This is a genomic window from Sebaldella sp. S0638 (genome assembly GCF_024158605.1).
In the GTDB taxonomy this organism is placed as follows: Bacteria; Fusobacteriota; Fusobacteriia; order Fusobacteriales; family Leptotrichiaceae; genus Sebaldella.
The window spans coordinates 17735-42379 of sequence record NZ_JAMZGM010000004.1; the positions used below are offsets into that span (position 1 = coordinate 17735).

Consider the following 24645-nt stretch of genomic DNA (forward strand, 5'->3'; position numbering starts at 1 on the left):
AAAGAAACGGTCTGTGTAGAAACCGTTTCTTTTTTATTACATTTTTTCAGGTGAAAATAATAAAAAAACCGCAGTAAATATGATCTTTGCTGTTTATTACAAAAATTCACTTTTCTGCGGTTTATTATTTATGAGTATATTTTTAAATATCAAAGAGATTTCTGATATCTTCCTCTGAAAGAGTATTTATAAGGCTCCCCTCACTTGTAAGAACATTATCAATTAATTTTTTCTTTTTATTCTGAAGTTTCATGATTTTTTCCTCAATAGTTCCTTTAGTAATTAATTTAATAACCTGTACGCTGTTTTTCTGTCCGATTCTGTGTGATCTGTCCGAGGCTTGGTTTTCCACACTTGGGTTCCACCATGGATCGACATGTATTACAGTATCGGAACTCGTAAGATTCAGCCCTGTTCCTCCGGCTTTCAGCGATATAAGGAATATCGGGGTATCTCCAGCGTTAAATGAATTAACAAGTTCAAGTCTGTCACGGGCTTTCATGCTTCCGTCAAGATAATAATGTTCAATTCCTTTTTTCTTCAATTCACCGGATATCAGCTTTAACATAGTGGTAAACTGTGAGAAGACCAGAGTTTTATGATTACCTGAGATCAGGTCATCAAAAAGCTCAAAAAGAGTCTCGAATTTTCCGCTGCTGTGTGAATAATTATCAATAAAAAGCTTTGGGTGACAGCATATTTGTCTGAGTCTTGTAAGCAAAGAGAATATTTTTATCTGGCTTTTGCTTAATTTTTCGTTTTTTATTTCATTTTCAATTTCTTTTTTGGCAACTTCCAGCTGTGACTGATAAAGTTTTTTCTGATCTGTATCTAGTTCACAAAGCTGTGTTGTTTCTATTTTCGGCGGAAGTTCCAAAAGCACATCTTTTTTTATACGTCTTAAGATAAAAGGTTTTATGTGAAAACTTAATGCTTCCAGAGCAGATTTATCATTCTGCTTCATAATAGGTGTCATAAAGTTTTTCGAGAAATATCCGTGGCTTCCGAGATATCCCGGCATAATAAAGTCAAATATAGACCAAAGCTCGCTGAGGTTATTTTCTATAGGGGTTCCTGTAAGGGCAAACCGGTGTCTGGCATTAACGGATTTTATGGCTTTGGTAAGATTAATGCCCGGATTCTTAATATGTTGTGCTTCATCAAGAAAGCAGAAACTAAACGTATATTTTTCGTATATATCAATATCACTTCTGAAAAGCGAGTAAGAAGTGATTATAATATCATAGTCCTCAGCTTTTTTCAGAAGTTTTTTTCTCATTGAGATAGAACCTTCCACAATTAACAGTTTCAGGTTAGGGGAGAATTTTTTGAACTCTTCTTCCCAGTTATATAAAAGCGTTTTCGGAACTATAATAAGCGCAGGTGAAGAAAGCTTTGTTTTCGTAAGCAATGCAATGACCTGCAATGTTTTTCCCAGTCCCATGTCATCAGCAAGTATTCCGCCAAGATTTATCTGGGAGAGAGATTCCAGCCATTGGATGCCGAATCTTTGATAATCACGCAGTTTTACATTTTCCAGCAGTGAATCATCATATTTTTCAACATTTATTTTTTTGATTTTTTTGATATATTTTTCAAGGCTCTCGCTTTTTGTGTATTTATCATTAAAATATTCAGTTCCTAACAGATCTATATAAAAAGATTTATACTGGGGAATTGATATTTTTGAAGAAAATTTGGAATTTTCCGGGAAAATTTTTTCTATGGAATCAAGCTGTTTTTTTAGTTTTTCATCTTCAAAGTTTACGAAACTTCCGTTTTTCAGTCGGTAAAACTGTTTTTTGATTCTGTAGCTGTGATAAAGTTCTTCCATTTCTTCCGGTGTCATATCTTCTATTTCAAAGTTTATATTCAGATAATCATCTTCCAGTGATACATTCATAGAAAAATTTTTCTTATTTCTGGAAGATTCAATTTTTTTATCAGCGTAAACAGTAGCTATATTTTTCAATTCATCTATTCCCTGAAATAAAAAGTCATATATATCCTGTTCAATATTCATAATAAAGTGAGCTTCGGTATTTTCTGTCCTGTCTTCATAATTTAACCTGTATCTGCGGAAAAATTCTATTATTTCACTTTCTTTTGAATGATCGATTTTCTGAATCTTATCTTCGTTTGTCAGCGGGGTACCGTCAAGAGAAAAAGCAGAATCGCCGTAACAGAAGTGAATTCGTATCATTAAATGCTGTGCATGTGTTTCTATATAGACCTTTGTTTCCAGTTTGGAATAGTTCTCCTCATATACAAGTGATTTTGGAAGATAAAAATTACTTTTATTTACAATATTAGGGATGACATTATTAATAAATATGTCTTCGTTATTTTTGGGTATTTTAAAATCGCTGATATCCAGCTGGTTTATTTTGAAAAGCGGTCTTAAAAATTTATTATCATTTTCATCTGTAAGATATGCAGTATTTCCCTGAATGTATATACCTGAATTAGCAAGAGTATCAAAATCCCAGATCTTTTCACCGTCAGTGTTCAGAATCAGCTGGTCGTTTTCTCTGGAAAGATAAAAGTCAATTTTCGGAAGACCCGTTTTTACAGTGACAGCTTTACTTTTAGCATGAGAAGCAGTGTCTGTCTTGATATTAATTTCCTCATTTTCATAAAGATCAAAAAGCTTTCTCAGGTCTTCTGGAAGTAAAAACTGCTTTTTTCCGCTGTAGAGATAAGAATTGAAAAAATTTCCTTTTATGATATTTTTTAAATTCCTTTCTTTGTCAGCGCAGTAAAATAGAAAATTAATAATCTTTTTTGAATTTTCATCAAACTGGTCTTTTTTGAAATCGCATGTAAGATTTTTCCCCAGTTCGAAAATACTGTTTCTTCTCAGGGCAGTGGTAAAGAAATTAACATCTTTTACTACATACTTATGTTTGTTCAAATATCCTACTTTATATTCCAGATAGGGGTCAAACTTAGTAAGGGTAAGCTCAAATGATATTTCAAGAAGCTCTTTGTTATAATTGCTTTTTTCAAGAGTTTTGTAGTCATCCATCAGGAGTTCCACGGCTCTTATATTGGTACTGTCAGACTTATTTTTATCTGCTTTTTTGTTAGTATTTTTTGCTTTATCTGTAAAAAGTCTGTCGAGCATATTTTCTATGTCAACATCTTCGTATTTTTCAGTTTCAGCCTCAGGTACAGACTCTTCGGAGCGAAAAATAAAATTATTTTCCTGTTCGGGAAGTATCAGGCTGTTTTCCTGAAGATCTCTTAACTTAATAAGAACAGCCACAATATGCTTGCAGGCACCGCTGAACTGCTTAAAGGCAGCACAGGAACAGTGGCAGCGATAGTCTATAATATTGGAATTTTTATCTAGTCCCACAGCTACATCATAGACAGAATTTTCGCCGATTACTCTGCTTTCCCAGTTTAAGCCGAAATTATCCGTACTTTTCAGACAGCTTATCCGTCCCGAAGAAAAATAACTTTCGCCACGGGAAAAAACAGCTTTATTAGAAGCAAACTTTTTTATATCTGAATAATTTAACATACTATACTCCAATACTTTATTTCGTTATATTTCTCTATATTATAACATATTTTTTATTGTAATAAAATCAAATGACTTATAAAATGAAAAATTTATCAATATTTAAAATCCCTGAGTAAAAAGATTTCCGTCATTTATTTTTAATTGACCGTCAAATCAAAAATAAAGTTTAAATAAAGCAAGGACTAAGTCTCTAATCATATAATGAATTTAAGAAAAAAAGTAGATACCCGAAAATTTACCTTTTTATATATAGAAACTATCAGTTACCCGACTGATAGTATTTTTTTTATATAAAATATAAATTGTCTGTACAAATAATCCAGGCAGTGGTAAAATTAATAAAAACATTTGATACAGGAGGCAATAAAATGAAAATAAAATTTTTAGGACAATCGTGTTTCCTTATAGAAACTAATGGTAAAAATATAATAACAGATCCTTTTCTAAAGGATAATCCCAAAAATCCCACTTTACTTAAAGATATTCCAAAACTTGACTTGATATTAATAACACATGCACATTCAGACCATGTAGGAGATGCAGTTGAACTGGCATTAAGAGATGATGCTGTTATAGTAACAGGAAATGAGCTTGCCAAATGGCTTGCGAATAAAGGAGTAAAGGTGATTCCCACAGGTATAGGGGGAAGAAAGGATTTTGACTTTGTGAGTGTAAAGTTCACACAGGCAATACATAGTTCCAGCATAAATGATAACGGTCAGATGCTTTACGGCGGACTGGCAGCAGGAATTTTGATCTATGCAGAAGGAAAAACAATATATCATGCAGGAGATACAGCATTATTTCTTGATATGAAGCTTATAGGGGAGACAAATAAAATTGATTATGCAATACTTCCCATAGGGGATAATTTTACAATGGGGATAGATGACTCGGTAACAGCTGCTGAATGGCTTGGGGCAAAGCATTATATACCAATGCATTATAATACTTTTCCTCTTATAGAACAAAACCCTGAAGAATGGCTTGAAAAGATAGAGACAGCGGGACTTTCGGGGAAAATAATGAATTACGGGGATATTCTTGAGATATAAAAAATCATATGCACTTGCAGTTATAATTGGCAGCTAAAACTGTTATATTTCATAAGGCGGGATACAATATACAGAAAATATAATAATATATAAAAAGAGGTCACGGCAAAATTATGTATTTTGTCAAACCTCTTTATTTTATTTTGGGGAATAACCCAGATTTTTGGAAATTTCCTCAGTAGTTTCCAAAAGATGTTTTAGTATATTTTTTTCTTTTTCTTCACTAAATCTGTTTTTGGGAACAGACACACTTACGGCGTAGTTAACAGTTCCCAGATTATTGAATACAGGAGCTGCGATACATATAATGTCTAATTCCTGTTCTTCATTGTCATATGCATATCCGTTTTTCAAAATAGTTTTTAGTTCGTCTCTCATTTTATCTATAGATGTAATGGTATTCGGAGTATAAGACTTCAGATCAAATCCTGCCCATATCTCATCAAGATTATCCATGTAATTATATGCAAGCATGATTTTTCCCACAGCTGTGGAATAAAGGGGATTCCTCTTACCTATATAGGTATTCATTCTATACGGCATATCCTTTGGTTCCAGCTTGTCTATATATGCAACTCCGAGACCGTCGAGAAATACCAGATGGATTGTTTCGCTTATTGCACATAGGAGATTTTTTAAAAATGGGGCGGCTATTTCATTAAACTTAGTTTCGTTAAGAAGCCTGCTGCCAAGACTTAGTATTTTGAAAGACATTTTATATTTCAGAGTCTCTTCATTTTGCGTGATATATCCTCTTGCGAGAAGAGTATTTGCTATTCTGTGTGTAGTGGCTTTATTCCATTTCAAATTATTTGAAAGATCTGTAAGAGACAGACCGTTTTCATATTTGCTTAAAAGTTCGAGCAGGTCGAATGCTTTTAAAATGGATAAAACATTGTTGGCATTATTCATGCTTCCTCCTTTTGGTAGCGTATCGGCAGATCTGCCGCAGGGATTTCGGTAATAAGAATTCCGAATAAGATTATTATAAGGTATAAATGATATTTTATCAAGGTGTGCATATTTTGGTAAGTCATATGTATAAAAATATTTATATTGGCTGAATTAACTTGATCATATATATTGTGAATCAAAAATAATTTATTAATATATTATATATTATTTTGAAAAAACATAAAATGATGTATACTAGTATTGTAAAAGATGAATTTTTTTTACAAAATAAAAAACGAAACTTAGTTTCATAATACGAAACGATTGAAAGAGATTAAGTAATATCAGTTATTTCAGGAATAAACAACATTTTAGAATAAAATAAATAAGGAGATGATGAAATGTCAGGGTTAACAGGATTTTCAATGGACTTTTTCTCATTGAAAGGGAAAACCGTTTTTATAACAGGTGCCAATACAGGGCTAGGTCAAGGTTATGCAATAGCACTTGCCACAGCAGGAGCTGATTTATTTATAGTAACTTATGACAGAGAGTGGGAGGAAACAGAAAAGCTGATCACTGCCGAAGGAGCAAAAGTAAAATTCTTTCAGGCAGACCTTACTAAAAGAGATCAGATAACAGCAGCTGTAAATGCATGTGTTGAAGAATACGGGAAAATAGATGTTCTTGTTAATAATGCAGGAACTATAAGAAGAGCTCCGCTGCTTGAGTACAAAGATGAAGACTGGCAGGCAGTTATGGATATAAATCTGAATGCTGTGTACTATCTGAGTCAGGACGCGGCAAAGCAAATGGTAAAACAGGGCGGAGGAAAAATTATTAATGTTGCTTCTATGCTTTCATTTCAGGGAGGGAAATTTGTACCGCCTTACACAGCGAGTAAACACGGTGTGGCAGGATTAACAAAAGCTTTTGCCAATGAACTTGCCGAAAAGAATATACAGGTCAATGCAATTGCACCGGGATATATAGAAACTGCGAATACTGCACCTATCAGAGCAGATGAAGGTAGAAACAAAGAGATCCTGGGAAGAATACCGGCAGGTAAATGGGGAAAACCGTTTGATTTAATGGGAAGTATTGTATTTCTCGCAAGCAAGGCATCTGATTATGTAACAGGGCATATTCTGGCTGTTGACGGCGGATGGCTCGTAAGATAAAATATAATTATAAAAAAATAATGATATAAGGAGAGTAAAAATGGACGTAAGATATGCAAGTCATCCTGATGATGTAAAAAATTATGATACAGAAACTTTGAGAGAAAAGTTTTTAATAGAAAAAGTATTTGGAAAAGATGAGATAAATTTAACATATTCACATGTAGACAGAATAATAGCAGGAGGAATCCTTCCTGTGGAAAAAGAGCTGAAACTGGAAGTGGGAGATGCTCTTGGTACTGATTATTTCCTTCAAAGAAGAGAAATGGGAATAATAAATATAGGAGGAAAAGGAGAAGTAGTTCTTGACGGTGAGGCTTTTACGCTGAATCCTAAAGATGGAATGTATATAGGACTTGGAATTAAGGATGTAGTTTTCAGATCTCTTGATAAGAATGATCCTGCGAAGTTCTATATGAACTCAGCACCTGCACATAAAAAATATCCTACTGTAAAAATAGATATAAATAAAGCAAATCCGGCTCATATGGGTGACGAAAAACTTTCAAACAAAAGAACAATATATAAGTATATAGATCCAAGTGTATGCGAAAGCTGTCAGCTTCTTATGGGGATGACAATTCTGGAACCTAACAATATGTGGAATACAATGCCGTGTCATACACACGACAGAAGAATGGAAGTATATTTTTACTTTAATCTTCCAGAAGATCAAAGAGTATTTCATTTTATGGGGAAACCTGATGAAACAAAACACCTGGTACTGGCAAATGAGCAGGGGGCAATATCTCCAAGCTGGTCTATTCATTCAGGAGTAGGAACTCACAACTATACATTTATATGGGGAATGGTTGGGGAGAACGTTAATTATGGTGATATGCAGGCAGTAAAAATGGAAGATTTAAAATAGTTTGTTACCTCTAAAATATTAATAGCAGGACTGTATAAAAACGGAGAATATTTCTGTTTTTAGCAGTCCTGTTTTAATTACAAAAATTTGGAAATTCCATTTTTTTATGGAAATTCATTTTTGAATATTGTAAAGTTTACTATTTTTCACAATTTTTTGACAGAGTATTTTTAATAGGAAATCCTGTCATTTTTTTATGTAAAAAAGAATATATTAATTTTTTTAAAGTATTTAGAGGAAGATTTATTGGAAATTATTTTATAAATATTCAATTGTAAAAATATCATTAGATTATGACGTTTTTTATACTTTCTAAGTTTTTTTATATATTTTTATATCATAAAATTTATCTGAAAGCTCGAGTATTTCTATTCTGATGGATTTAGTTTCAAAGAAGATTTTTTTATCAATATTAATCATATAGAATTTTTTGTTAAATCTGCTGTTTACTATCTGGTCATCAAAAATCTCGCTTTCTTTTATTTTTTCCATTTCCGTGAACAGTATTTTTTGAAGCAGGATAATATTATCTGCTTTTTCTTTTATATGTACTAAAAGAGAACGGCTTTCGAAAAAACGTTCTTTTATTATATTTTCAAGATGATTCTCAATAGTATGGTTTTTCCCTAGATTTTTTATTCCGTTCAGAATAATATCCTTAGGGTAGACACCAAGCAATTCGGTAATTTTGGTAATAGCGGTATTAAAGTTTATGTACTGTGAAGTTTTTTCCAGAAGTTCTATGGCAAATTTGGAATTGGCATAAAAATTTTTATTCGTAATAATGAAGCTTAAACTGACTATTTTATTATTAACACTGCTTCCTGACTTTATTTTGTCATAAAAGACGATGTAAGGAGTATTCTCTTCTATATCAGAGGCTATAGTTTTTAGTATAAATTTTTCAAAGTCATAAAATCTGGAATAGGAATCCACTTCAATAGATTCTTTCAGGTCTTCCACTGATATTTCCATTTTTTTGCTGTCATTAATATCCTGACAGTATTTCAGGAAGAAACGCAGGGTAAACTTTTCCTGTAATGTTATCACAGACTGAAAATCCGGGATAGTATTCATTTGCGAAATATTTTTAAGCATGTCGCTGAACTGGAGAATTACTATATTGCTGGTAGTTTCATAGCCTGAAAGAAACATGTATGAATAAATATCTTCCTTAAAATAGATTTTTACGTTTTTCTTTTGAAATTTGTCTAAAATAGTGTGAAGTTCACTCTTGTTTACATCGAGTTGTGACAGGAACTCTGAAACAGAGTATTTTTCGATTTTTTTATGTATAAAGTTTTTTATTAGAACTTTTTCATGTTTAGAAAGAAATTTATCGAAACTTATTTTATAGTTATTGTAATAAAAAAATTCCATTAAATCACCTCGTTTTTTGATTGGGAAAAACACATTTTTTTGAAAAGTACACGAAAACAGCATAATGTGATTTTCAATTATTATATATTATACCATTATTATTGCCTAGTTACAAACGATGAAAGCAAAAAAAATATTTTAAACGAAAACGGCAGAAAAAATAACGGGAATTTGACTTAAAAATATAATGAGGTAAAACATGAGTAGAATAAAAATTCAATGTGTTTTAGATGTGTTACAAACCAATAAAAAAACAATTTTAGGGAGGAAAGAAAATTATGAGTAAAATTATGACAATATTAGAAGAAAGGGTGGCACCTGCTGTTAATAAAATAGGCGGGCAGAGACACCTTAGAGCAGTCAGAAACGGGATAATATCAATGCTTCCTTTGACTATCGTGGGATCATTCTTTGTAATTTTCCTGAATGTACCAATACCGGGATATGATGAGCTGATAGCTCCTATTAAAGCTTCGCTGGATATACCGTTTAGATATACAGTAGGTATAATGTCGATATATGTATCTTTTGGTATAGCGCATCAGCTGGCAAAAAGTTATAATTTGGATGAATTGACATCAGGATTCCTTGCTGTGGCAGGATTTCTTATCTCATCAGTAGTGCCGACACAGGTTTCAAAAGGTGTAGACGGTGTAATAGCAGCCGGAAGATGGATGCCTATAGCAAAATTAAGTGCATCAAGTCTTTTTGGAGCTATACTGGCAGCAATAATATCAGTGGAAATATATAGATTTTTTAAAGAAAAAGATATAGTAATAAAAATGCCTGACGGTGTTCCGCCCGCAGTATCAAACTCTTTTGCGGCATTATTTCCTGCAATAGCAATAATATTACTTTTCTGGGTAATAAGACACTTATTAGGATTTGATATAAGTGAAGCTTTATCAACACTGCTTGCTCCGTTAAAAGGTATTCTCGCAGGTAATTCACTGCTCGGAGGATTATTAACAGTTTTCCTTATACTGTTTTTCTGGGTATTGGGAATTCACGGGCCGGCAATACTCGGTCCGATTATCAGACCAATATGGGATGCTACAATAGCTGAGAACATGGACGCATTTACAGCAGGTGCAAGTGCACACGCCCTGCCTAATATTTTTACTGAGCAGTTTCTGCAATGGTTTTTGTGGATAGGCGGATCAGGTATGACTCTTCCTCTGGTATTCCTGTTTTTGATATCAAAATCAAGATTCTTAAAAGATCTGGGTAAATTATCCCTGCTTCCGGGAATCTTTAATATAAACGAACCTGTAATCTTTGGTGCGCCGATAGTTATGAACCCTATTCTGGCAATACCGTTTATAATAGTACCGATAATATGTACAATAATCTCATATATTTTAACAAGGGTGGGGATGATACCTATGATGATGGCAAAACTGCCGTTTACAGTTCCCGCACCTATAGGAGCTTTGATAAGTACAAACTGGAGTGTAATGGCTTGTATTCTGGTATTTGTGAACTTCTTTATAGGGCTGGTTATCTATTATCCTTTCTTCAAAATGTATGAAAAACAGCTTCTTGAACAGGAAGCTGCTGCCAAGACAACAGAAGAAGCATAGAAAGACTATCATTGCGCGGGTGTAAATCTGCCTTCGCAATGATATATTTTGTAATTTACAGGAGGAAAAAATGAAAAGAAAACTTGGAATATCTATATACCCTGAAAAATCAACGCCTGAAAGGGATAAGGAATATATAGAAAAAGCACATAAATACGGCTTTAGAAAAATTTTTACATGTCTCTTATCTGTGGACAAACCTGTGGAAGAGATAAAGAAGGAATTTATCGAAATAATTGATTTTGCAGACAAGCTTGGAATGGAAGTAATACTTGATATTTCACCGGCAGTATTTGATAAATTAAATATAAGCTATAATGATCTTACTTTTTTCAAAGAACTCGGTGCAGCGGGAATACGTCTTGATCTGGGATTTGACGGATTGAAAGAAGCACAGCTTACTTATGATAAAACAGATTTGAAAATAGAACTCAATATGAGTAATGATATAGATTATCTGAATAATATACTGAGTTATTCGCCTAATAAGGATAACTTAATAGGAAGTCACAATTTTTATCCTCAGAAATATACAGGGCTTGAATATGAATATTTTTTGAGTTGCAGCAGAAGATTTAAGGAAAAAGGGATAAGAACGTCGGCTTTTATTTCTTCACAGACTGCGGACTTTGGACCGTGGAGTATAAATGACGGCTTGTGCACCCTTGAAATGCACAGAGGGCTTCCTGTAACCATTCAGGCAAAGCATTTGTGGGCAACAGGACTGATAGACGATGTGGTAATAGGGAATGCTTATGCAAGTGACGAGGAACTGAAAGCCTTGGGCGAACTGAATCCTTATCTTCTTGAACTGGATGTGGAACTTGAGGATGGTATAACAGATATCGAGAGAAAAATACTTTTTCAGGAAAATCATCTTAGAAGAGGTGATATAAGCGAGTATATGATAAGATCAACAGAGGTAAGAAAGAGATATACAGGCGCTGATATTCCTGCTAGAAATTACGATATGCAGAAAAACGGTGATATCGTAATAGGAAATAATGAATTCGGCAAGTATAAAGGTGAAACACAGATAGTAATAAAAGATATGCCGGCAGATAACAGAAAAAACAGAGCCGGCAAGGTTATAGAAGAAGAATTGTTTTTACTTTCATTTATTGGTCCGTGGATAAACTTTAAGTTTAAAGAAAAAAAATAATATAATATAGAAAAGGTGATGTCAGTGAAAGTAGCAGCATTTGGAGAAGTAATGATGAGATGCAGCGTTCCCGGCAAAAAGAAACTGTTTCAGTCAAATATGCTGGAATATATGTTTTCCGGAACAGGATTAAATGTAATGGGACAGCTTGGCAGATTCGGGCTGGAAACAGAACTGATTACAAAACTGCCGGCAAATCCGCTTGGGGATGCAGCAGTCTCGCAGATACAAAGTCTTGGTATAAATACAGAAAAGATATCAAGGGGCGGAGAATTTATCGGAATATATTTTCTTGAGGAAGGTTTTGGGAAGAGACCCTCAGTAGTTACATACACTGACAGAAGAGGGAGTTCTTTCTGTAAATCAAAGCTGAAAGATTATAATATGGATGATATTCTGGAGAATGTGGATATGCTTCATTTATGCGGGATAAGCCTTGCCATGAATGATGATGTAAGAAATACCATGTTTTCCCTTGCCAAAAGAGCAAAAGAAAAAGGAATTCTGGTTGTTTTTGACTGTAATTACAGGGAAAAACTGTGGAAGAAAAAATATGAAGATGCTATACCAAATTATAAAAAAATAATAGAATATTCTGATATTGTTTTTGCCAGTGAAAAAGATATCAGCAATATATTCGGTATAAAAAGTGAAAAAGAAAATGTGGAAATAGAAGAAATATTAAGAGATCTTATTCCGGAATTTGCAGCGAAGTATGATCTAAAACTTGTGTCAGGAACAATAAGAGATAATAAAAGTCTGAACTCCCAAAAATTAAAGGGATTCGCATATAAAAATAAAAAAATTTACTTTTCTGAATATCAAGAACTTGAAATTTATGATAGAATTGGAGGAGGAGATGCTTACACTTCAGGTATACTTTATAAGTATCTGAAGAAAGCAAAACTTGAAGAAATGGTTGATTTTGCAGTAGCAAGTGCTGTTTTGGGACATACTACATACGGAGATACTCCGGTGTCGGCATTGGAAGAAGTGGAAGAACTGCTTCACGGTAATTTTAGTGAGGTGAAAAGGTAAAAGGCTTCTTTGGCAGCAAAAATTTTTTTTAGTCTCTGTTTGTTTTAACTCAGCAGACAGGGGAGAGTATTTTGAAAATTATTAATCAAAATACTGTAAAAACATAAAGGAGGGAAACTTATGATTATTAAGAATGGGGTGTTGATTGACAAAAACAATGGTTTTCATATGAGCAGAAAGGATATCAGAATTGAAAACGGACTCATAAAGGAAATAGCAGACGAACTGGTTCCGCTTGAGAATGAAGAAATACTGGATATTGCAGGATTGGCAGTGGCTCCTGGTTTTACAGATATACATACACATGTGTATCACGGGAAAACAGCCATAGGAATAGATCCTGACAAAGTCGGTATAGAACAGGGTGTTACTGCTGTAGTAGATGCAGGAACAGCAGGTGCTGATACTTTTGAGGATTTTTATGAGCGTATTATAAAAAAGGCAAAGACAAGAGTATACGCCTTTTTGAATATAGCATCGCCCGGGTTGATGAACCTTAGCGAGTTAGCTGATTTATCCAATATTGAGTTTGACAAGGTAAAGGAAACCGTGGAAAAATACAAGGGTGTTATAGTAGGAATAAAAGCAAGGGCTTCCAGCTCTGTAGTAGGTGAAAATGGTATAGAGCCTATAAGGATAGCAAAAGAAACAGCTAAAAAGCTGGGACTTCCTATTATGGTACATATAGGAAATGCACCTCCAAAAGTAGAAGAGGTTTTGAATCTCATGGAAAAAGGAGATATAATAACGCATTGTTTTCACAATAAAGTAAATAATCTGATTAGAGAAATCGGAATTCTTCCTGAGGCAAAGGCTGCAAGGGAAAGAGGGGTACTTTTTGATGTAGGGCATGGAAATTCAAGCTTTTCATTTGATACTGGCGCCAAAGGTATAAAAGAAGGATTTATTCCTGACTTTTTAAGTACGGATCTTTATGATAAAAATATAGATAAGCCTGTAAAAAGCCAGATAACCACGCTGAATAAAATGTTATATCTTGGTCTCACGCTGGAGGATTGTATAGATAAGCTGACAAGAGAACCCGCAAAAGCACTTTCGCTGGGGGAAACAGGAGAAATAAAAACAGGATTCAGGGCTGATTTTACTATATTTGAATTGGTGGATAATTATATGGAATTAAGTGATTCTGTGGATAAAACTGTGAAACAGAAACCGTATGTAAAGGGAAAATACAGTATAGTAGGCGGGAAAGTATATGAATGTATACAGCAGAATTAATTTGCCAATAACAGGATTATTATCCGTTTCTAAGGAGGAAAAGTGAATATATACGAAAAAATAGGTTTGCAGAAAGTAATAAATGCAAGCGGAAGAATGACAATATTAGGAGTGTCTGTATTATCAGATAAGAGTACAGAAGGATTCAAAGAAGGAAGCCAGAATTTCGTAGTAATGGAAGACCTTATGAATAAGGCGGGAGAAATAGTTTCCACTTATACAAAGGCTGAGGCAAGCTGCGTTACATCTTCTGCTTCTGCGGGAATAGCAATAGCTACTGCTTCTCTTATTACAAAAGACAGTCAGACAATGGCAGAAAACCTTCATATACTAAATACTGATAAAAGAGAGATAATTATACAAAAAGGTCATGTGGTAAACTACGGTGCACCTATAAAGACAATGATAGAGCTTGGAGGCGGTAAGCTGGTGGAAGTGGGACAGTCGAACCTTACAAGCGAAGAAAATATAACAGGAAATATAAATGAAAATACAGTGGGAATATTTTATGTAAAGTCGCATCATAGTGTACAGAAAGGCATGCTTAGTCTGGAAAAAACAATAGAGATAGGAAAGAAATATAATCTGCCGGTAGTAGTAGATGCAGCAGCAGAGGAAGATCTGGAAAAATATGCGGCAATGGGAACTGATATGGTTATATACAGCGGTTCCAAGGCAATAGAAGGACCGGCTTCAGGGTTTATAACAGGGAAAAAGGAACTGATTAAGAATTGTAAGCTTCAGTATAAAGGAATAGGAAGAGCAATGAAAGTGGACAAAGGGGTAATCATGAGTCTCCTCAGTGCGCTTGAACAGTACAGTCAAAAGGATGAAGCTAAAATAGAACAGGAAAATAAGAAAAAGGCAGAGCTTCTGGCGGAGGAACTGAAAGGAATAAAGGGGACAGAAATATCGGTGGTAAAAGATGAAGCAGGAAGAGAGATATACAGAACAGAGATGAAGCTGAAAGAGACAAAACTAAATGCAGAAGAGCTGATCAATGAACTGGAAAGCGGAAATCCTGCGATATATACAAGAAATTATTATAAGAATCAGGGAAAAATACACTTTGATATGAGATCAGTGGATGAAAAGGAAATAGGCAATATATTTAAGAGAATAGAGGAAATATTGGGCTGATATAAATAAAAATATAGTAAAATCTGTGCTTTCCTGATTTGGTTTTTTAGATGAACCGGGAAAGTACTTATTCAAATAAACACAGGAGGAAAAGAAATGCTTGATACTAAAATAAAGTTTTATAAAGGAAGAGTGGCATTAAACGTACTCGCAAAAGATCTGGCAAATGCAAAAGAAATATATGAAGCAGCGGAAGGTCATGTAGTAGTAGGCCTTTTATCAAAGAATTATGACAAAATAGAAGACGGAGTGGCAGAGGTAAAAGAATATCTGAAAGAACTGGGAGTAGTATCTGTAGGACTTGGAGCGGGAGATCCGAGCCAGTTTCAAAAAGCGGCATTAATATCGTGTGAGACAGATCCAGGACATGTAAATCAGGTATTTACTGGGGCAGGATATGCAGCGGGAGCTTTGAAGGCGAAAGGGTATGGCAGAACGTATATAAACGTGTTAATGAGTCCTACTGGAGAGCCGGGGAAAGTAAAGATAAACACAGGAGAGCTTAGTGAGAAAGAAAAGCCTGCAATAGTGGATGTAGATACAGCAGTGGCAATGCTGAAAGATATGAAGGCACATTCAGTAAAGTTTTTTCCAATGGGAGGACTGAAATCAATAGAGGAACTAAAAGAAGTAGTAAAGGCAAGTGAAAGAGGCGGTCTGGAACTAATAGAGCCGACAGGAGGAATAGACCTTGAAAACTTTGAGGAAATCCTGAAAGTATGTGTGGAAAGCAAAATACCAAGAATAATGCCTCATATATACGGATCGATAATAGATAAGGAAACAGGGCTTACAAGAGTAGAAGATGTTAAGAAACTTTATGAGATTATAAAAAAAATGGTTTAAATACTTAAAGCCCGGAATGGAAAATTTGATTCGGGCTTTTTATTTTGATTTGTTTAGTAAAAAAAATTTTGAAATAACCAGAAGTAATGATATAAATATATTAAAAAAACTAAAGTACGAGGAAGTGAAAGCTGATGTGTCTGGAAGATATTCTGTTCGGGGAAAAACTTTGTAATATCTGGAAAGAGGTTCAGATATTACTGCCAAGAGAAGATTATTACGGGAATCTGGCTGATGATATAGAAAGAAAAAACTGGGTGATTGATGAACTTACTGATTTTGTAAATACGACAGCAGAAATTTTCAAGAGATCATATCAGGAAATTCTTAATGATTTATACGGATTTTTAATATCAGATATGGTTTTTTTATCAGATTTTACTGCAAAGTGGATAGATGAAATATCAGGAGAAGAATTCGACGAAGATGAATTATCGATTTTTTTGAATGATGCTGGTATGTCAGAAGAGGAGTATTTAGAATACAGTGTTGATGGAAGTTATGATATCAGTATTGTATTTGAAGCTCTGATTTACGCTTTTATTATAAAAAAATCCCCTGAATTATTATCTTCTTATTTAGCTGAGGAAATATATCTGAATCAGAAAAATTTGGAAAAAAGAGAGCAGATTCTTATAAGGATTTTTAATGAAAATAAATTGGAGTAAAAAATAACAGAGCTGAACTTAAACTATTTCAGCTCTGTTTTTATTATTTTTTATTGAAAACTTTATCAAAAAGTTCATTTACGGCCTCAGCGACTTCACTGTCACCAGAACTGGATTCATAAACACGCTTTCCGTCCTTTATGATATAAGTGCTGGTATATTTTGTCCGGACATCTTTAAAATCATTATCATTAAATTTAATATCGTAGACATTTTTGTCAGAATTAATGTTACCGAGAGATTCTATTACAGGTTTCAAAAGTTCGCTTATGTTTTCCATGTTTATATTATTATTGTCGTCTTCAGCGATATCTTCCTTGGAAAAAATATTTTGGGAATTTGAATTATTATTTTTAGAATTTGTATTTTTTTCTTTTTTTAATTCAGATGTAACAAAATCCTCTTCCGAATCCAAATTTTTCATTTTAGAAAAAAGTTTTTCAAATATACTCATAAAAACTCCTTATTTCTATCTTTAAAAGATTTTTTAATATCTGTCGGCTGAACAGGCTGCAATAACAAGAGATTTATTTTCCCAGATATTTTTTTACATAATCAAGCAACAAACCTATTTCAACATTTTCTGCATTTCCGGTTTTTCTGTCTTTTACTTCTACTTTTCCTTCTGCAATAGACTTTCCAGTAATTATTTTCAGCGGGAATCCAATAAGATCAGCATCTTTAAATTTAAACCCGGCTCTTTCATCTCTGTCATCAAGGATAACATCAATATTATGATCTTTTAGAAGCTGGTAAACATCTTCAGCTACCCTTACCTGATCTTCGTCTTTAATATTAGGAATTATAACATCTACTTCATATGGTGCAATATTCACAGGCCATATAATTCCGTTCTCGTCATAATTCTGCTCAATTGCAGCTGACATTATTCTTGAAACTCCAATTCCGTAACATCCCATTTTAAGTGTAACCTGTTTTCCGTTTTCATCAAGAACGTTTGCTTTCATAGCTTCTGAATACTTTGTTCCAAGCTTAAATATGTGACCTACTTCAATACCTCTGGCAATTTTAAGAGTTCCGTCACATCTTGGGCATGTCTCCCCTTCTTTGGCTTCTCTTATGTCACCTGTTATATCATATTTGAAATCACTGATATTTGAGTTTATGTAGTGATAGTCTCTTTTATTAGGTCCCAGTGTAAAGTTTTTCATGAATTTTACACTTTCATCCATTACTATTTTTATATTTTCGTTATTTATACCCACAGGGCCTATAAAACCTTTTATAAGTCCAAGTTTTTCCATGTCGGAATCATTTACCATTTCCAATTCCACTGCTGCATTTACCAGATTTTTTACTTTTACGGTATTTACTTCAAAATCTCCTCTTATCAAAGTCATATAGTATTTGTCATTTTCACCAAAAGCTTCTTTCAAAACAATGGCTTTTACAGTTTTGCTTGTAGGGATATTAAAGAAAGCAGCTACATCTTCTATAGACCATACAGCGGGAGTTTCCACAAGCTCTATGTTTTTTGCCTCTTCATCAGACTCTGTAAAATTCACTTTACTTGTGGCTTTTTCTTTATTAGCGGCATAATTGCATGAATCACAGTAAAGAACATCATCTTCACCGCTTTCAGCCAAAACCATAAATTCATGGGTAACATCTCCGCCGATAGATCCTGAATCAGCTTCTACTGCTCTAAAATCTAATCCGCATCTTGTAAATATATTTTCATAAGTAGTTTTCATATTCAGGTATTCAACATCAAGGGATTCATCAGTAGTATGAAAGCTGTATGCATCCTTCATGATAAATTCCCTTCCTCTCATAAGTCCGAATCTCGGTCTTATTTCGTCTCTGAATTTTGTCTGAATTTGATACAGATTCATAGGAAGATCTTTATATGAACTTATTTCATTTCTCACAATATCAGTAACAACTTCTTCATGTGTAGGGCCAAGGGCAAACTCTCTCTCGTGTCTGTCTTTCATTCTCATAAGTTCCGGTCCGTAAGCAACCCATCTTCCGCTTTCTTTCCAAAGGTCAGCAGGCTGAATAACAGGCATAAAAACTTCCTGTGCGCCGGATTTGTCCATTTCTTCCCTTACTATGTTTTCTACTTTTTTTAATATTCTGTTACCGAGCGGGAGATAAGAATACACACCGCTTGCAAGTCTTTTTATCATAGAAGCTCTCAGCATAAGCTTATGGCTGATTACTTCTGCTTCTTTCGGAGCTTCTTTGTATGTTTTTACAAATGCTTTTGATAATCTCATATATTTTTCCTCTCTTTTTATAATTTTCTTGCTTTTATAAATAAAAAATGTGCTAAATTTTTTCCGTTTAAAAATTTTGGATTTTTGGAAATAAGTTCGTCGTCTGCACGGCTTTCAGCAATTTCCAGAATTTCAAAACCATTTTTAATTATGGTATTTATTATTGTAGACAGGGTTCTGTGATATTTTTTTACATTATTTATAAACCAGTCTTCGTATCTTACGCCTTCTTCATTATAATTGCTCACAGGCCAGCAGCGGCTCTTTGTTTCCGGATCATTGATCCAGTCTTTTAATTCTTTATTCGCTGTAACCATGGGGTGTTCCTGAGAAAAGATAAGACTCCCTCTTTTTCTTAACAGCTTTGAAATATCCAAAATCAGTTTTTCAAAATTTTCAACATAATGAAATGCCAGTGAACTAACAGCTAAGTCGAATTCTCTGTTAAGTGTTCCTATATTTTCCATGGATAATTCTTTGTATTCAATGTTGGAACCGCTGTTTTTTTCTTTTGCAGCATTCAGCATTTTATGCGAAATATCTATACCTAGTACAGAATCAGCTGTCTGGGCCAGCTTTGAGGATAATTCTCCCGTGCCGCATCCGATATCAATAATATCTCTGCCGGAAACATCCCCTGCGAGCTTTAGCATAAGTGGTTCTTCAATACAATTATTATAGTTCATTTCCTGACTGCGTATTTCCATGTAGCCGCTGAAAAAATCTTCGTTGTCATAATAATTAGCCATAAGGCATCTCCTTTCTGTGAAAATACAAAACTTTGTACCTGATATTATACCAAATTCTTCAATTATAGTAAAACGTTTATTTAACAAAGAAAAATAAAAATCCCTGCACAGAATCCGGAGAAAACCGGATGTGTACAGGGAAATTATATATAATCTCAGATTTTATGCGTGTGCTTCGTCACTTTCTACAGAAACAAGGGCAGGATCATTATACATGTCCGTATCCAGTTCGTGCAGCATTTTTCCTGTGACAACTCCTGAAAGTATAGAGTCATTAACATTTAATGCAGTTCTTCCCATATCTATAAGCGGTTCCACGGAAATCAGCAGACCAGCCAGCCCTACAGGGAATCCTAAAGACGAAAGGACTATAAGCGCTGCAAATGTCGCTCCTCCGCCAACTCCTGCTACTCCGAAAGAACTTATGGTAATAATGACAATCAATTTAGCTATAAAGCCGATACTGTAAGGATTTACCCCTACAGTAGGTGCAATCATAACTGCCAGCATAGCGGGATATATAGCAGCACATCCGTTTTGTCCTATAGAAGCTCCGAATGTAGCAGAAAGATTCGCAATTCCCTGTGATACTCCCAGTTTTTTAGTCTGTGTTTCTATATTCAGAGGTATTGCTCCCATACTTGTTCTTGAAGTAAATGCAAATGTAAGAACAGGGAATACCTTTTTTATATAAATGATAGGATTTAGCTTAAATAACATGAGAATAATCATATGTATTATAAACATAATTATCAATGCAGTGTAAGATGCCAGTATAAACTTAAGCAGTTTTGCAATCTGCAGGAAATCACTGCTTGCCAGTACATTCGTAATGAGGGCAAGAATACCGTAAGGAGTAAGTCTCAATACAAGCGTAACCATTCTCATAACTATATCATGTGCAGAATTAACGATATTTCTGAAAGTCTCAAGAGACTCTGGTTTTTTCTTTTGTATACCAAGAGCTGCGATACCTACAAATGCTGAGAAAATGACCACGGCTATTGTAGATGTGTTTCTGGCTCCTGTCATATCCAAAAACGGATTTGTCGGGATAAAATCCAGAACTTTCTGCGGGAATGAAGAATTCGCCTCGCCGAGTTTGTTTTGAAGATATTCGGCTCTGCTCATTTCTGCGCTTCCCTGAAGCATTCCCGTAGCATCGAGTTTATAAAATAATGAAACCATAATTCCTATTAAACCTGCAATAGCAGCTGTAATCAGCAGAGTCGCTATAATAGTTCCGCCCATTTTACCGAGCTGTTTGCTATCTTTAAGATTAATGATTGCCGAAGTGATGGAAACCATTATAAGAGGCATAACTATCATTTGAAGAAGTCTTACATAACCGGAACCTATTATGTTAAACCAGTCTTTTGTAACGCTGATTGTGTCAGAGTTAGGTCCGTACACATAGTGCAGTATAAGCCCGTAAACAATCCCCAGACCAAGTGCTGCAAACACCCTTTTAGTAAATGAGAGGTGCTTTTTTTGCATTTTATATAATACAAAGATTAAAACTATTAATCCGATAATATTTATTATCAGTTTGAAATCCATAAAGAATCCTCCTCCATAAAAATATATTTATTGGTAATGTTAAAGTCTATAAGTAGTATAGAATATTTTTTTTAATTTTTCAAGTTTTTTTGAATATACAAATGTAAAAACTGATATTTAACTGCCAAAAATATTAAAAATAAAAAACTCTTGACATATGCGGTACAATTGTGTTAAATTAATTACAGATAATAGTTGTCTGTAATTAGGAGTTGGTAATATGCAATACAGTGTAGGAGTGGAATATGCTCTGCATTGTCTGATTTATCTGGCGATACCGTCGATCAAGCCGGTTTTGACAGTGAAAGAATTAGCTAAATTTCAGGGTATATCTGAAACATATCTGTCCAAAATTTTTACTAAGCTTTCTAAAAGCGGTATAGTAAAGGCATCACCGGGAGTTACCGGAGGCTATCAGCTGGCACAGGATTCTTTGGATATATCATTCTGGGATGTGGTTCAGGCGGTAGAAGGTGAAAAGCAGATATTTCGCTGCAAGAATATTATAGGAACATGTGCCTTGCATGATAAAAAAGGTGCAAAAGAAGAATGTCCCGGAAAAGTGGACTGTCTTATAAATGATGTAATGCTTGATGCTGAAAAGCAGATGGAATTATATCTAAAAGATAAAAATCTGAAATGGCTCACAGAAAAGCTTGAAAAAAAGCTTACAAAAGAATATCAGGATTTAACTGCAGATTGGTTTAACGGATAGTATTTTACCATGTTCATATCCGGAACTATGGATAAATAAAAATAGAAACAGCTGTGAAAATATTTTATTTTCAATAATACCTAATCTTCAAATTTAAATCTGATTTTTTTTCGAAATAATTACGGATAAAACTTGTCGATAATTCAAAATGAGGAGGAATAAATATGTTTAATGAAAAATTCAATGAGGTACTTACTAAAGAAGGAGTAGTTTCTATTACATCATGGTCAGAGGGAAATGTTCATGTGGTAAATACATGGAACAGTTATCTGGTAAAGAGCGGTGACAATAAACTGCTTATTCCTGCTGCGGGTATGAGAAAAACGCAGAAAAATATAGAGGCTAACAATAAGGTGATATTAACTCTGGGAAGTAAAGAGGTTCTGGGCTATAAAGATTATCAGGGAACAGGATTCGTTATAGAAGGAACAGCAAAGTACCTTACTTCAGGAGAAGAATTCGATATGATGAAAGAAAAATTTCCTTTTTTGAGCAGAGTGCTTGAAATAAGTGTAGAAAATTTGAAACAGACAATTTAATTTATTTTTTATATATTTCATCTGAAATATAGGGTATTTTTTGTATAAAAAAGTATAAAAATAAAAAGGTGTTTAAATCCTGATATTATTTACATATATCAGGTTTTTTTATATTGAAATTTTTGTATTGACAAGTGGTTTTTTGTATGTTATATTTAAAAATAATTTAATGAAATTATGGGGGAGAGGGGCGGATGATATTATATAAAAGTACGAGAATGTGTCTGGAAAGTAAATCAGCAGAATTTGAAAAAGTGGGGATATATTCTCACCGGGAAGAGTACAATAACTCAGCGGTCAGCAGATATTATTATTCTATGTTTATACGGGTTTCTTATATTTATAAGGGGGTAGCGGGAAATATCGGCATTAAAAAAGATTCGCATCAGTCAGTGATAAAACAGGTGAAAAATCAGATTCTTATTTTTATTTTTGAAAAATATCATCCAAATTCAGAAATAGAAAAAGAGATGAAAGAGGTATTTACAAGATTGGAACTATGCTGCAGATACAGAAATATTGCAGACTATAAAGAGGGAAAGCTAACAATAAATAATGTTAATTATTTAAAGAAAACTCTTTTGATGTTCAATAATATTTATGAGACTATTCTAGAAATTTGCGGAATTATAAAAGAAGAAAGGGAAGATGTGTGATGGGGAGAAAATTAATAAAAGCAACTGAAAATGCTATAGCAGAGTTACAAAATAAATATGAAGATTTAAAAATACTTCTATATTATAATATGAGGAGAAATGATTACGAATTAATTATAGATGTCGAGAAATATGGACTTGATGATGAATTCGGGGCTGGACTCCAGGAAATTCTTGGAGAAAAGCTTTATTCCAATGGTCTCGATATTTATACTTACTTTATTGATGATTTTGACGAAAAGAAAAGAAAACAGGAGAATATGAGAATACGTTTGAAAATATGGTCATTTTTCAGGCCTGTTATTACTTTATTCTGGCCGCTTAGAGATAAGGTTTTCTTTTGGGTAAATAGTTGGGAAGAGTGCTAAAACAGCAGCTGATTTTAAGCGGAAACTATAATGTCGACTTAAAAGATAGATCAAAATATGTGAAATATTAATTTCTCTTTATGTGGCGGATATGATAAAATATATCTAAATATAATGTAAAAAATAATACAGATAAAGGAAAAAGGTGCTCTAATATGAAAAGACAAGTTTTGTTTTTATTAGTTTTATTTACTTCAATTATTTTAGGAGACGGTATGGTAAAGCCACAGGCATTAAAATACGGAGATACTATTGGTGTAATTGCTCCTGCGAATTATTCCGGGGCTTCAGCTGATACAATGGTAAAAGACCTTGAAGCAAGAGGATTTAAAGTTATTCTTGGTGATTCATTTTACTCAAAATGGTATAACTTCGGCGGTTCTGATGAAGTAAGGGCAAAAGATATAAATAACATGTTTAAGAATAAAGAAGTGAAGGCTATATTTTGTGTACGGGGAGGATATGGAAGCATACGTCTTCTGGATATGATTGACTTTGACGCAGTAAGGAAAAATCCGAAAATATTCGTTGGTTACAGCGATATTACCACTCTGCTTATGGCAATTACTCAGAAAACAGGTCTTGTGACATTTCACGGGCCGATGAGTTCCAATTATACTAATTTTGATGATATAACAAGAATTTCGTTTTTTGACACAATAATGTCAGATAAGGAATCATATGTTCTTTCTGACTATCTGGGAGCTGATCTCAGAATAATAAGCAGCGGAAAAGCAGAAGGAGAAATAGTAGGCGGAAATCTTTCGCTGATAGTAGCTTCTCTTGGGACAAAATATGAGATAGATACAAAAGGGAAAATTTTATTCATTGAAGAAGTGGGAGAATACACTTACAGAGTGGACAGAATGTTTCAGCAGTTAAAGCTCGCAGGGAAATTTGATGATGCAAGCGGAATAATACTGGGAAGTTTTACTAAGGCAAATCAGGAAGCACCTGAGGATATGCCGCTTCAGGAAGTATTTTATGACAGTTTCGGAAGTTTGAAAAAACCTGTGGTAAGTAATTTTAGTTCAGGTCATATGAGACCGTTTGTTACTGTTCCCATAGGTGCAAAAGCTAAGATAAATACTGATACCGGAAAAATAGAAATAGTAGGCGGGACTGTAAAATAAACAATAAAAAACAGAAAAAGGACTTTTGGACTTTTTCTGTTTTTAACTAATTTAAGAAAGTAAATTTAAATTTAATATTTTATGTCAAAGGCT

22 protein-coding genes are annotated in these 24645 nt (G+C 33.9%); 15 read left to right on the forward strand and 7 right to left on the reverse strand.

Annotation, left to right across the window (positions count from 1 at the left end):
• Nucleotides 1-142: 142 nt before the first annotated feature.
• On the reverse strand, nucleotides 143-3529 hold the full coding sequence (locus NK213_RS02210) for an SNF2-related protein (RefSeq protein WP_253346313.1): 3387 nt from the start codon (nucleotides 3527-3529) through the stop codon (nucleotides 143-145).
• Nucleotides 3530-3900: 371 nt separating this feature from the next.
• Between NK213_RS02210 and NK213_RS02215 the strand changes: the two genes are divergently transcribed.
• Nucleotides 3901-4587: a metal-dependent hydrolase gene (locus NK213_RS02215; protein WP_253346314.1), complete on the forward strand. Its 687-nt coding sequence runs from the start codon at nucleotides 3901-3903 to the stop codon at nucleotides 4585-4587.
• Between the two features lie 138 nt (nucleotides 4588-4725).
• On the opposite strand, the gene NK213_RS02220 is transcribed toward NK213_RS02215, so the two are convergent.
• The gene (locus tag NK213_RS02220) at nucleotides 4726-5499 is read right to left on the reverse strand and encodes an IclR family transcriptional regulator (RefSeq protein ID WP_253346315.1); all 774 of its coding nucleotides are present in this window, start codon (nucleotides 5497-5499) and stop codon (nucleotides 4726-4728) included.
• Nucleotides 5500-5882: 383 nt separating this feature from the next.
• Between NK213_RS02220 and kduD the strand changes: the two genes are divergently transcribed.
• Together kduD and kduI are read left to right on the forward strand one after the other, a co-directional pair.
• The gene (gene kduD, locus NK213_RS02225) at nucleotides 5883-6662 is read left to right on the forward strand and encodes a 2-dehydro-3-deoxy-D-gluconate 5-dehydrogenase KduD (RefSeq protein WP_253346316.1); all 780 of its coding nucleotides are present in this window, start codon (nucleotides 5883-5885) and stop codon (nucleotides 6660-6662) included.
• Between the two features lie 40 nt (nucleotides 6663-6702).
• Nucleotides 6703-7533, forward strand: coding sequence for a 5-dehydro-4-deoxy-D-glucuronate isomerase (gene kduI / locus NK213_RS02230; protein WP_253346317.1), 831 nt, complete (start codon nucleotides 6703-6705; stop codon nucleotides 7531-7533).
• 312 nt (nucleotides 7534-7845) lie between these two features.
• Here kduI and NK213_RS02235 read toward each other — a convergent pair whose 3' ends face one another.
• The gene (locus NK213_RS02235) at nucleotides 7846-8913 is read right to left on the reverse strand and encodes a replication initiation protein (RefSeq protein ID WP_253346318.1); all 1068 of its coding nucleotides are present in this window, start codon (nucleotides 8911-8913) and stop codon (nucleotides 7846-7848) included.
• Between the two features lie 278 nt (nucleotides 8914-9191).
• Here NK213_RS02235 and NK213_RS02240 point away from each other — a divergent pair, with 278 nt between their 5' ends.
• The 7 genes from NK213_RS02240 to NK213_RS02270 all read left to right on the forward strand — a co-directional run bounded on the left by NK213_RS02240 (nucleotide 9192) and on the right by NK213_RS02270 (nucleotide 16589).
• Nucleotides 9192-10496 (forward strand): PTS sugar transporter subunit IIC, encoded by a 1305-nt coding sequence (locus NK213_RS02240; RefSeq protein WP_253346319.1) that lies wholly within the window; start codon nucleotides 9192-9194, stop codon nucleotides 10494-10496.
• Nucleotides 10497-10566: 70 nt separating this feature from the next.
• The gene (locus NK213_RS02245; RefSeq protein ID WP_253346320.1) at nucleotides 10567-11658 is read left to right on the forward strand and encodes a DUF871 domain-containing protein; all 1092 of its coding nucleotides are present in this window, start codon (nucleotides 10567-10569) and stop codon (nucleotides 11656-11658) included.
• 24 nt (nucleotides 11659-11682) lie between these two features.
• A complete protein-coding gene (locus tag NK213_RS02250) occupies nucleotides 11683-12696 on the forward strand; it encodes a PfkB family carbohydrate kinase (protein ID WP_253346321.1) in 1014 nt (337 codons plus the stop codon).
• 120 nt (nucleotides 12697-12816) lie between these two features.
• On the forward strand, nucleotides 12817-13935 hold the full coding sequence (locus NK213_RS02255; RefSeq protein ID WP_253346322.1) for an amidohydrolase/deacetylase family metallohydrolase: 1119 nt from the start codon (nucleotides 12817-12819) through the stop codon (nucleotides 13933-13935).
• A 42-nt stretch (nucleotides 13936-13977) separates the two neighbouring features.
• Nucleotides 13978-15075: a DgaE family pyridoxal phosphate-dependent ammonia lyase gene (locus tag NK213_RS02260; protein ID WP_253346323.1), complete on the forward strand. Its 1098-nt coding sequence runs from the start codon at nucleotides 13978-13980 to the stop codon at nucleotides 15073-15075.
• A gap of 96 nt (nucleotides 15076-15171) precedes the next feature.
• Nucleotides 15172-15921: a KDGP aldolase gene (locus tag NK213_RS02265; RefSeq protein WP_253346324.1), complete on the forward strand. Its 750-nt coding sequence runs from the start codon at nucleotides 15172-15174 to the stop codon at nucleotides 15919-15921.
• Nucleotides 15922-16055: 134 nt separating this feature from the next.
• A complete protein-coding gene (locus tag NK213_RS02270) occupies nucleotides 16056-16589 on the forward strand; it encodes a hypothetical protein (RefSeq protein ID WP_253346325.1) in 534 nt (177 codons plus the stop codon).
• Nucleotides 16590-16632: 43 nt separating this feature from the next.
• On the opposite strand, the gene NK213_RS02275 is transcribed toward NK213_RS02270, so the two are convergent.
• The 4 genes from NK213_RS02275 to NK213_RS02290 all read right to left on the reverse strand — a co-directional run bounded on the left by NK213_RS02275 (nucleotide 16633) and on the right by NK213_RS02290 (nucleotide 21141).
• Nucleotides 16633-17043 (reverse strand): hypothetical protein, encoded by a 411-nt coding sequence (locus tag NK213_RS02275; RefSeq protein ID WP_253346326.1) that lies wholly within the window; start codon nucleotides 17041-17043, stop codon nucleotides 16633-16635.
• A 73-nt stretch (nucleotides 17044-17116) separates the two neighbouring features.
• Nucleotides 17117-18832 (reverse strand): proline--tRNA ligase, encoded by a 1716-nt coding sequence (locus NK213_RS02280; RefSeq protein WP_253346327.1) that lies wholly within the window; start codon nucleotides 18830-18832, stop codon nucleotides 17117-17119.
• A gap of 17 nt (nucleotides 18833-18849) precedes the next feature.
• Nucleotides 18850-19581 (reverse strand): class I SAM-dependent methyltransferase, encoded by a 732-nt coding sequence (locus tag NK213_RS02285; protein WP_253346328.1) that lies wholly within the window; start codon nucleotides 19579-19581, stop codon nucleotides 18850-18852.
• A 162-nt stretch (nucleotides 19582-19743) separates the two neighbouring features.
• The gene (locus NK213_RS02290; RefSeq protein ID WP_253346329.1) at nucleotides 19744-21141 is read right to left on the reverse strand and encodes an L-cystine transporter; all 1398 of its coding nucleotides are present in this window, start codon (nucleotides 21139-21141) and stop codon (nucleotides 19744-19746) included.
• A gap of 220 nt (nucleotides 21142-21361) precedes the next feature.
• Between NK213_RS02290 and NK213_RS02295 the strand changes: the two genes are divergently transcribed.
• From NK213_RS02295 to NK213_RS02315, 5 genes are all read left to right on the forward strand, one after another.
• A complete protein-coding gene (locus NK213_RS02295) occupies nucleotides 21362-21856 on the forward strand; it encodes an Rrf2 family transcriptional regulator (RefSeq protein ID WP_253346330.1) in 495 nt (164 codons plus the stop codon).
• A gap of 164 nt (nucleotides 21857-22020) precedes the next feature.
• Nucleotides 22021-22395: a pyridoxamine 5'-phosphate oxidase family protein gene (locus NK213_RS02300; protein ID WP_253346331.1), complete on the forward strand. Its 375-nt coding sequence runs from the start codon at nucleotides 22021-22023 to the stop codon at nucleotides 22393-22395.
• A gap of 194 nt (nucleotides 22396-22589) precedes the next feature.
• Entirely contained in the window at nucleotides 22590-23051 is a 462-nt protein-coding gene (locus tag NK213_RS02305) for a hypothetical protein (protein ID WP_253346332.1), read from the forward strand.
• Nucleotides 23051-23419 (forward strand): hypothetical protein, encoded by a 369-nt coding sequence (locus tag NK213_RS02310; protein ID WP_253346333.1) that lies wholly within the window; start codon nucleotides 23051-23053, stop codon nucleotides 23417-23419. Before NK213_RS02305 ends, NK213_RS02310 begins: the two co-directional genes overlap by 1 nt.
• 155 nt (nucleotides 23420-23574) lie before the next feature.
• Nucleotides 23575-24552 (forward strand): LD-carboxypeptidase, encoded by a 978-nt coding sequence (locus NK213_RS02315; RefSeq protein WP_253346334.1) that lies wholly within the window; start codon nucleotides 23575-23577, stop codon nucleotides 24550-24552.
• Nucleotides 24553-24645: the final 93 nt, after the last annotated feature.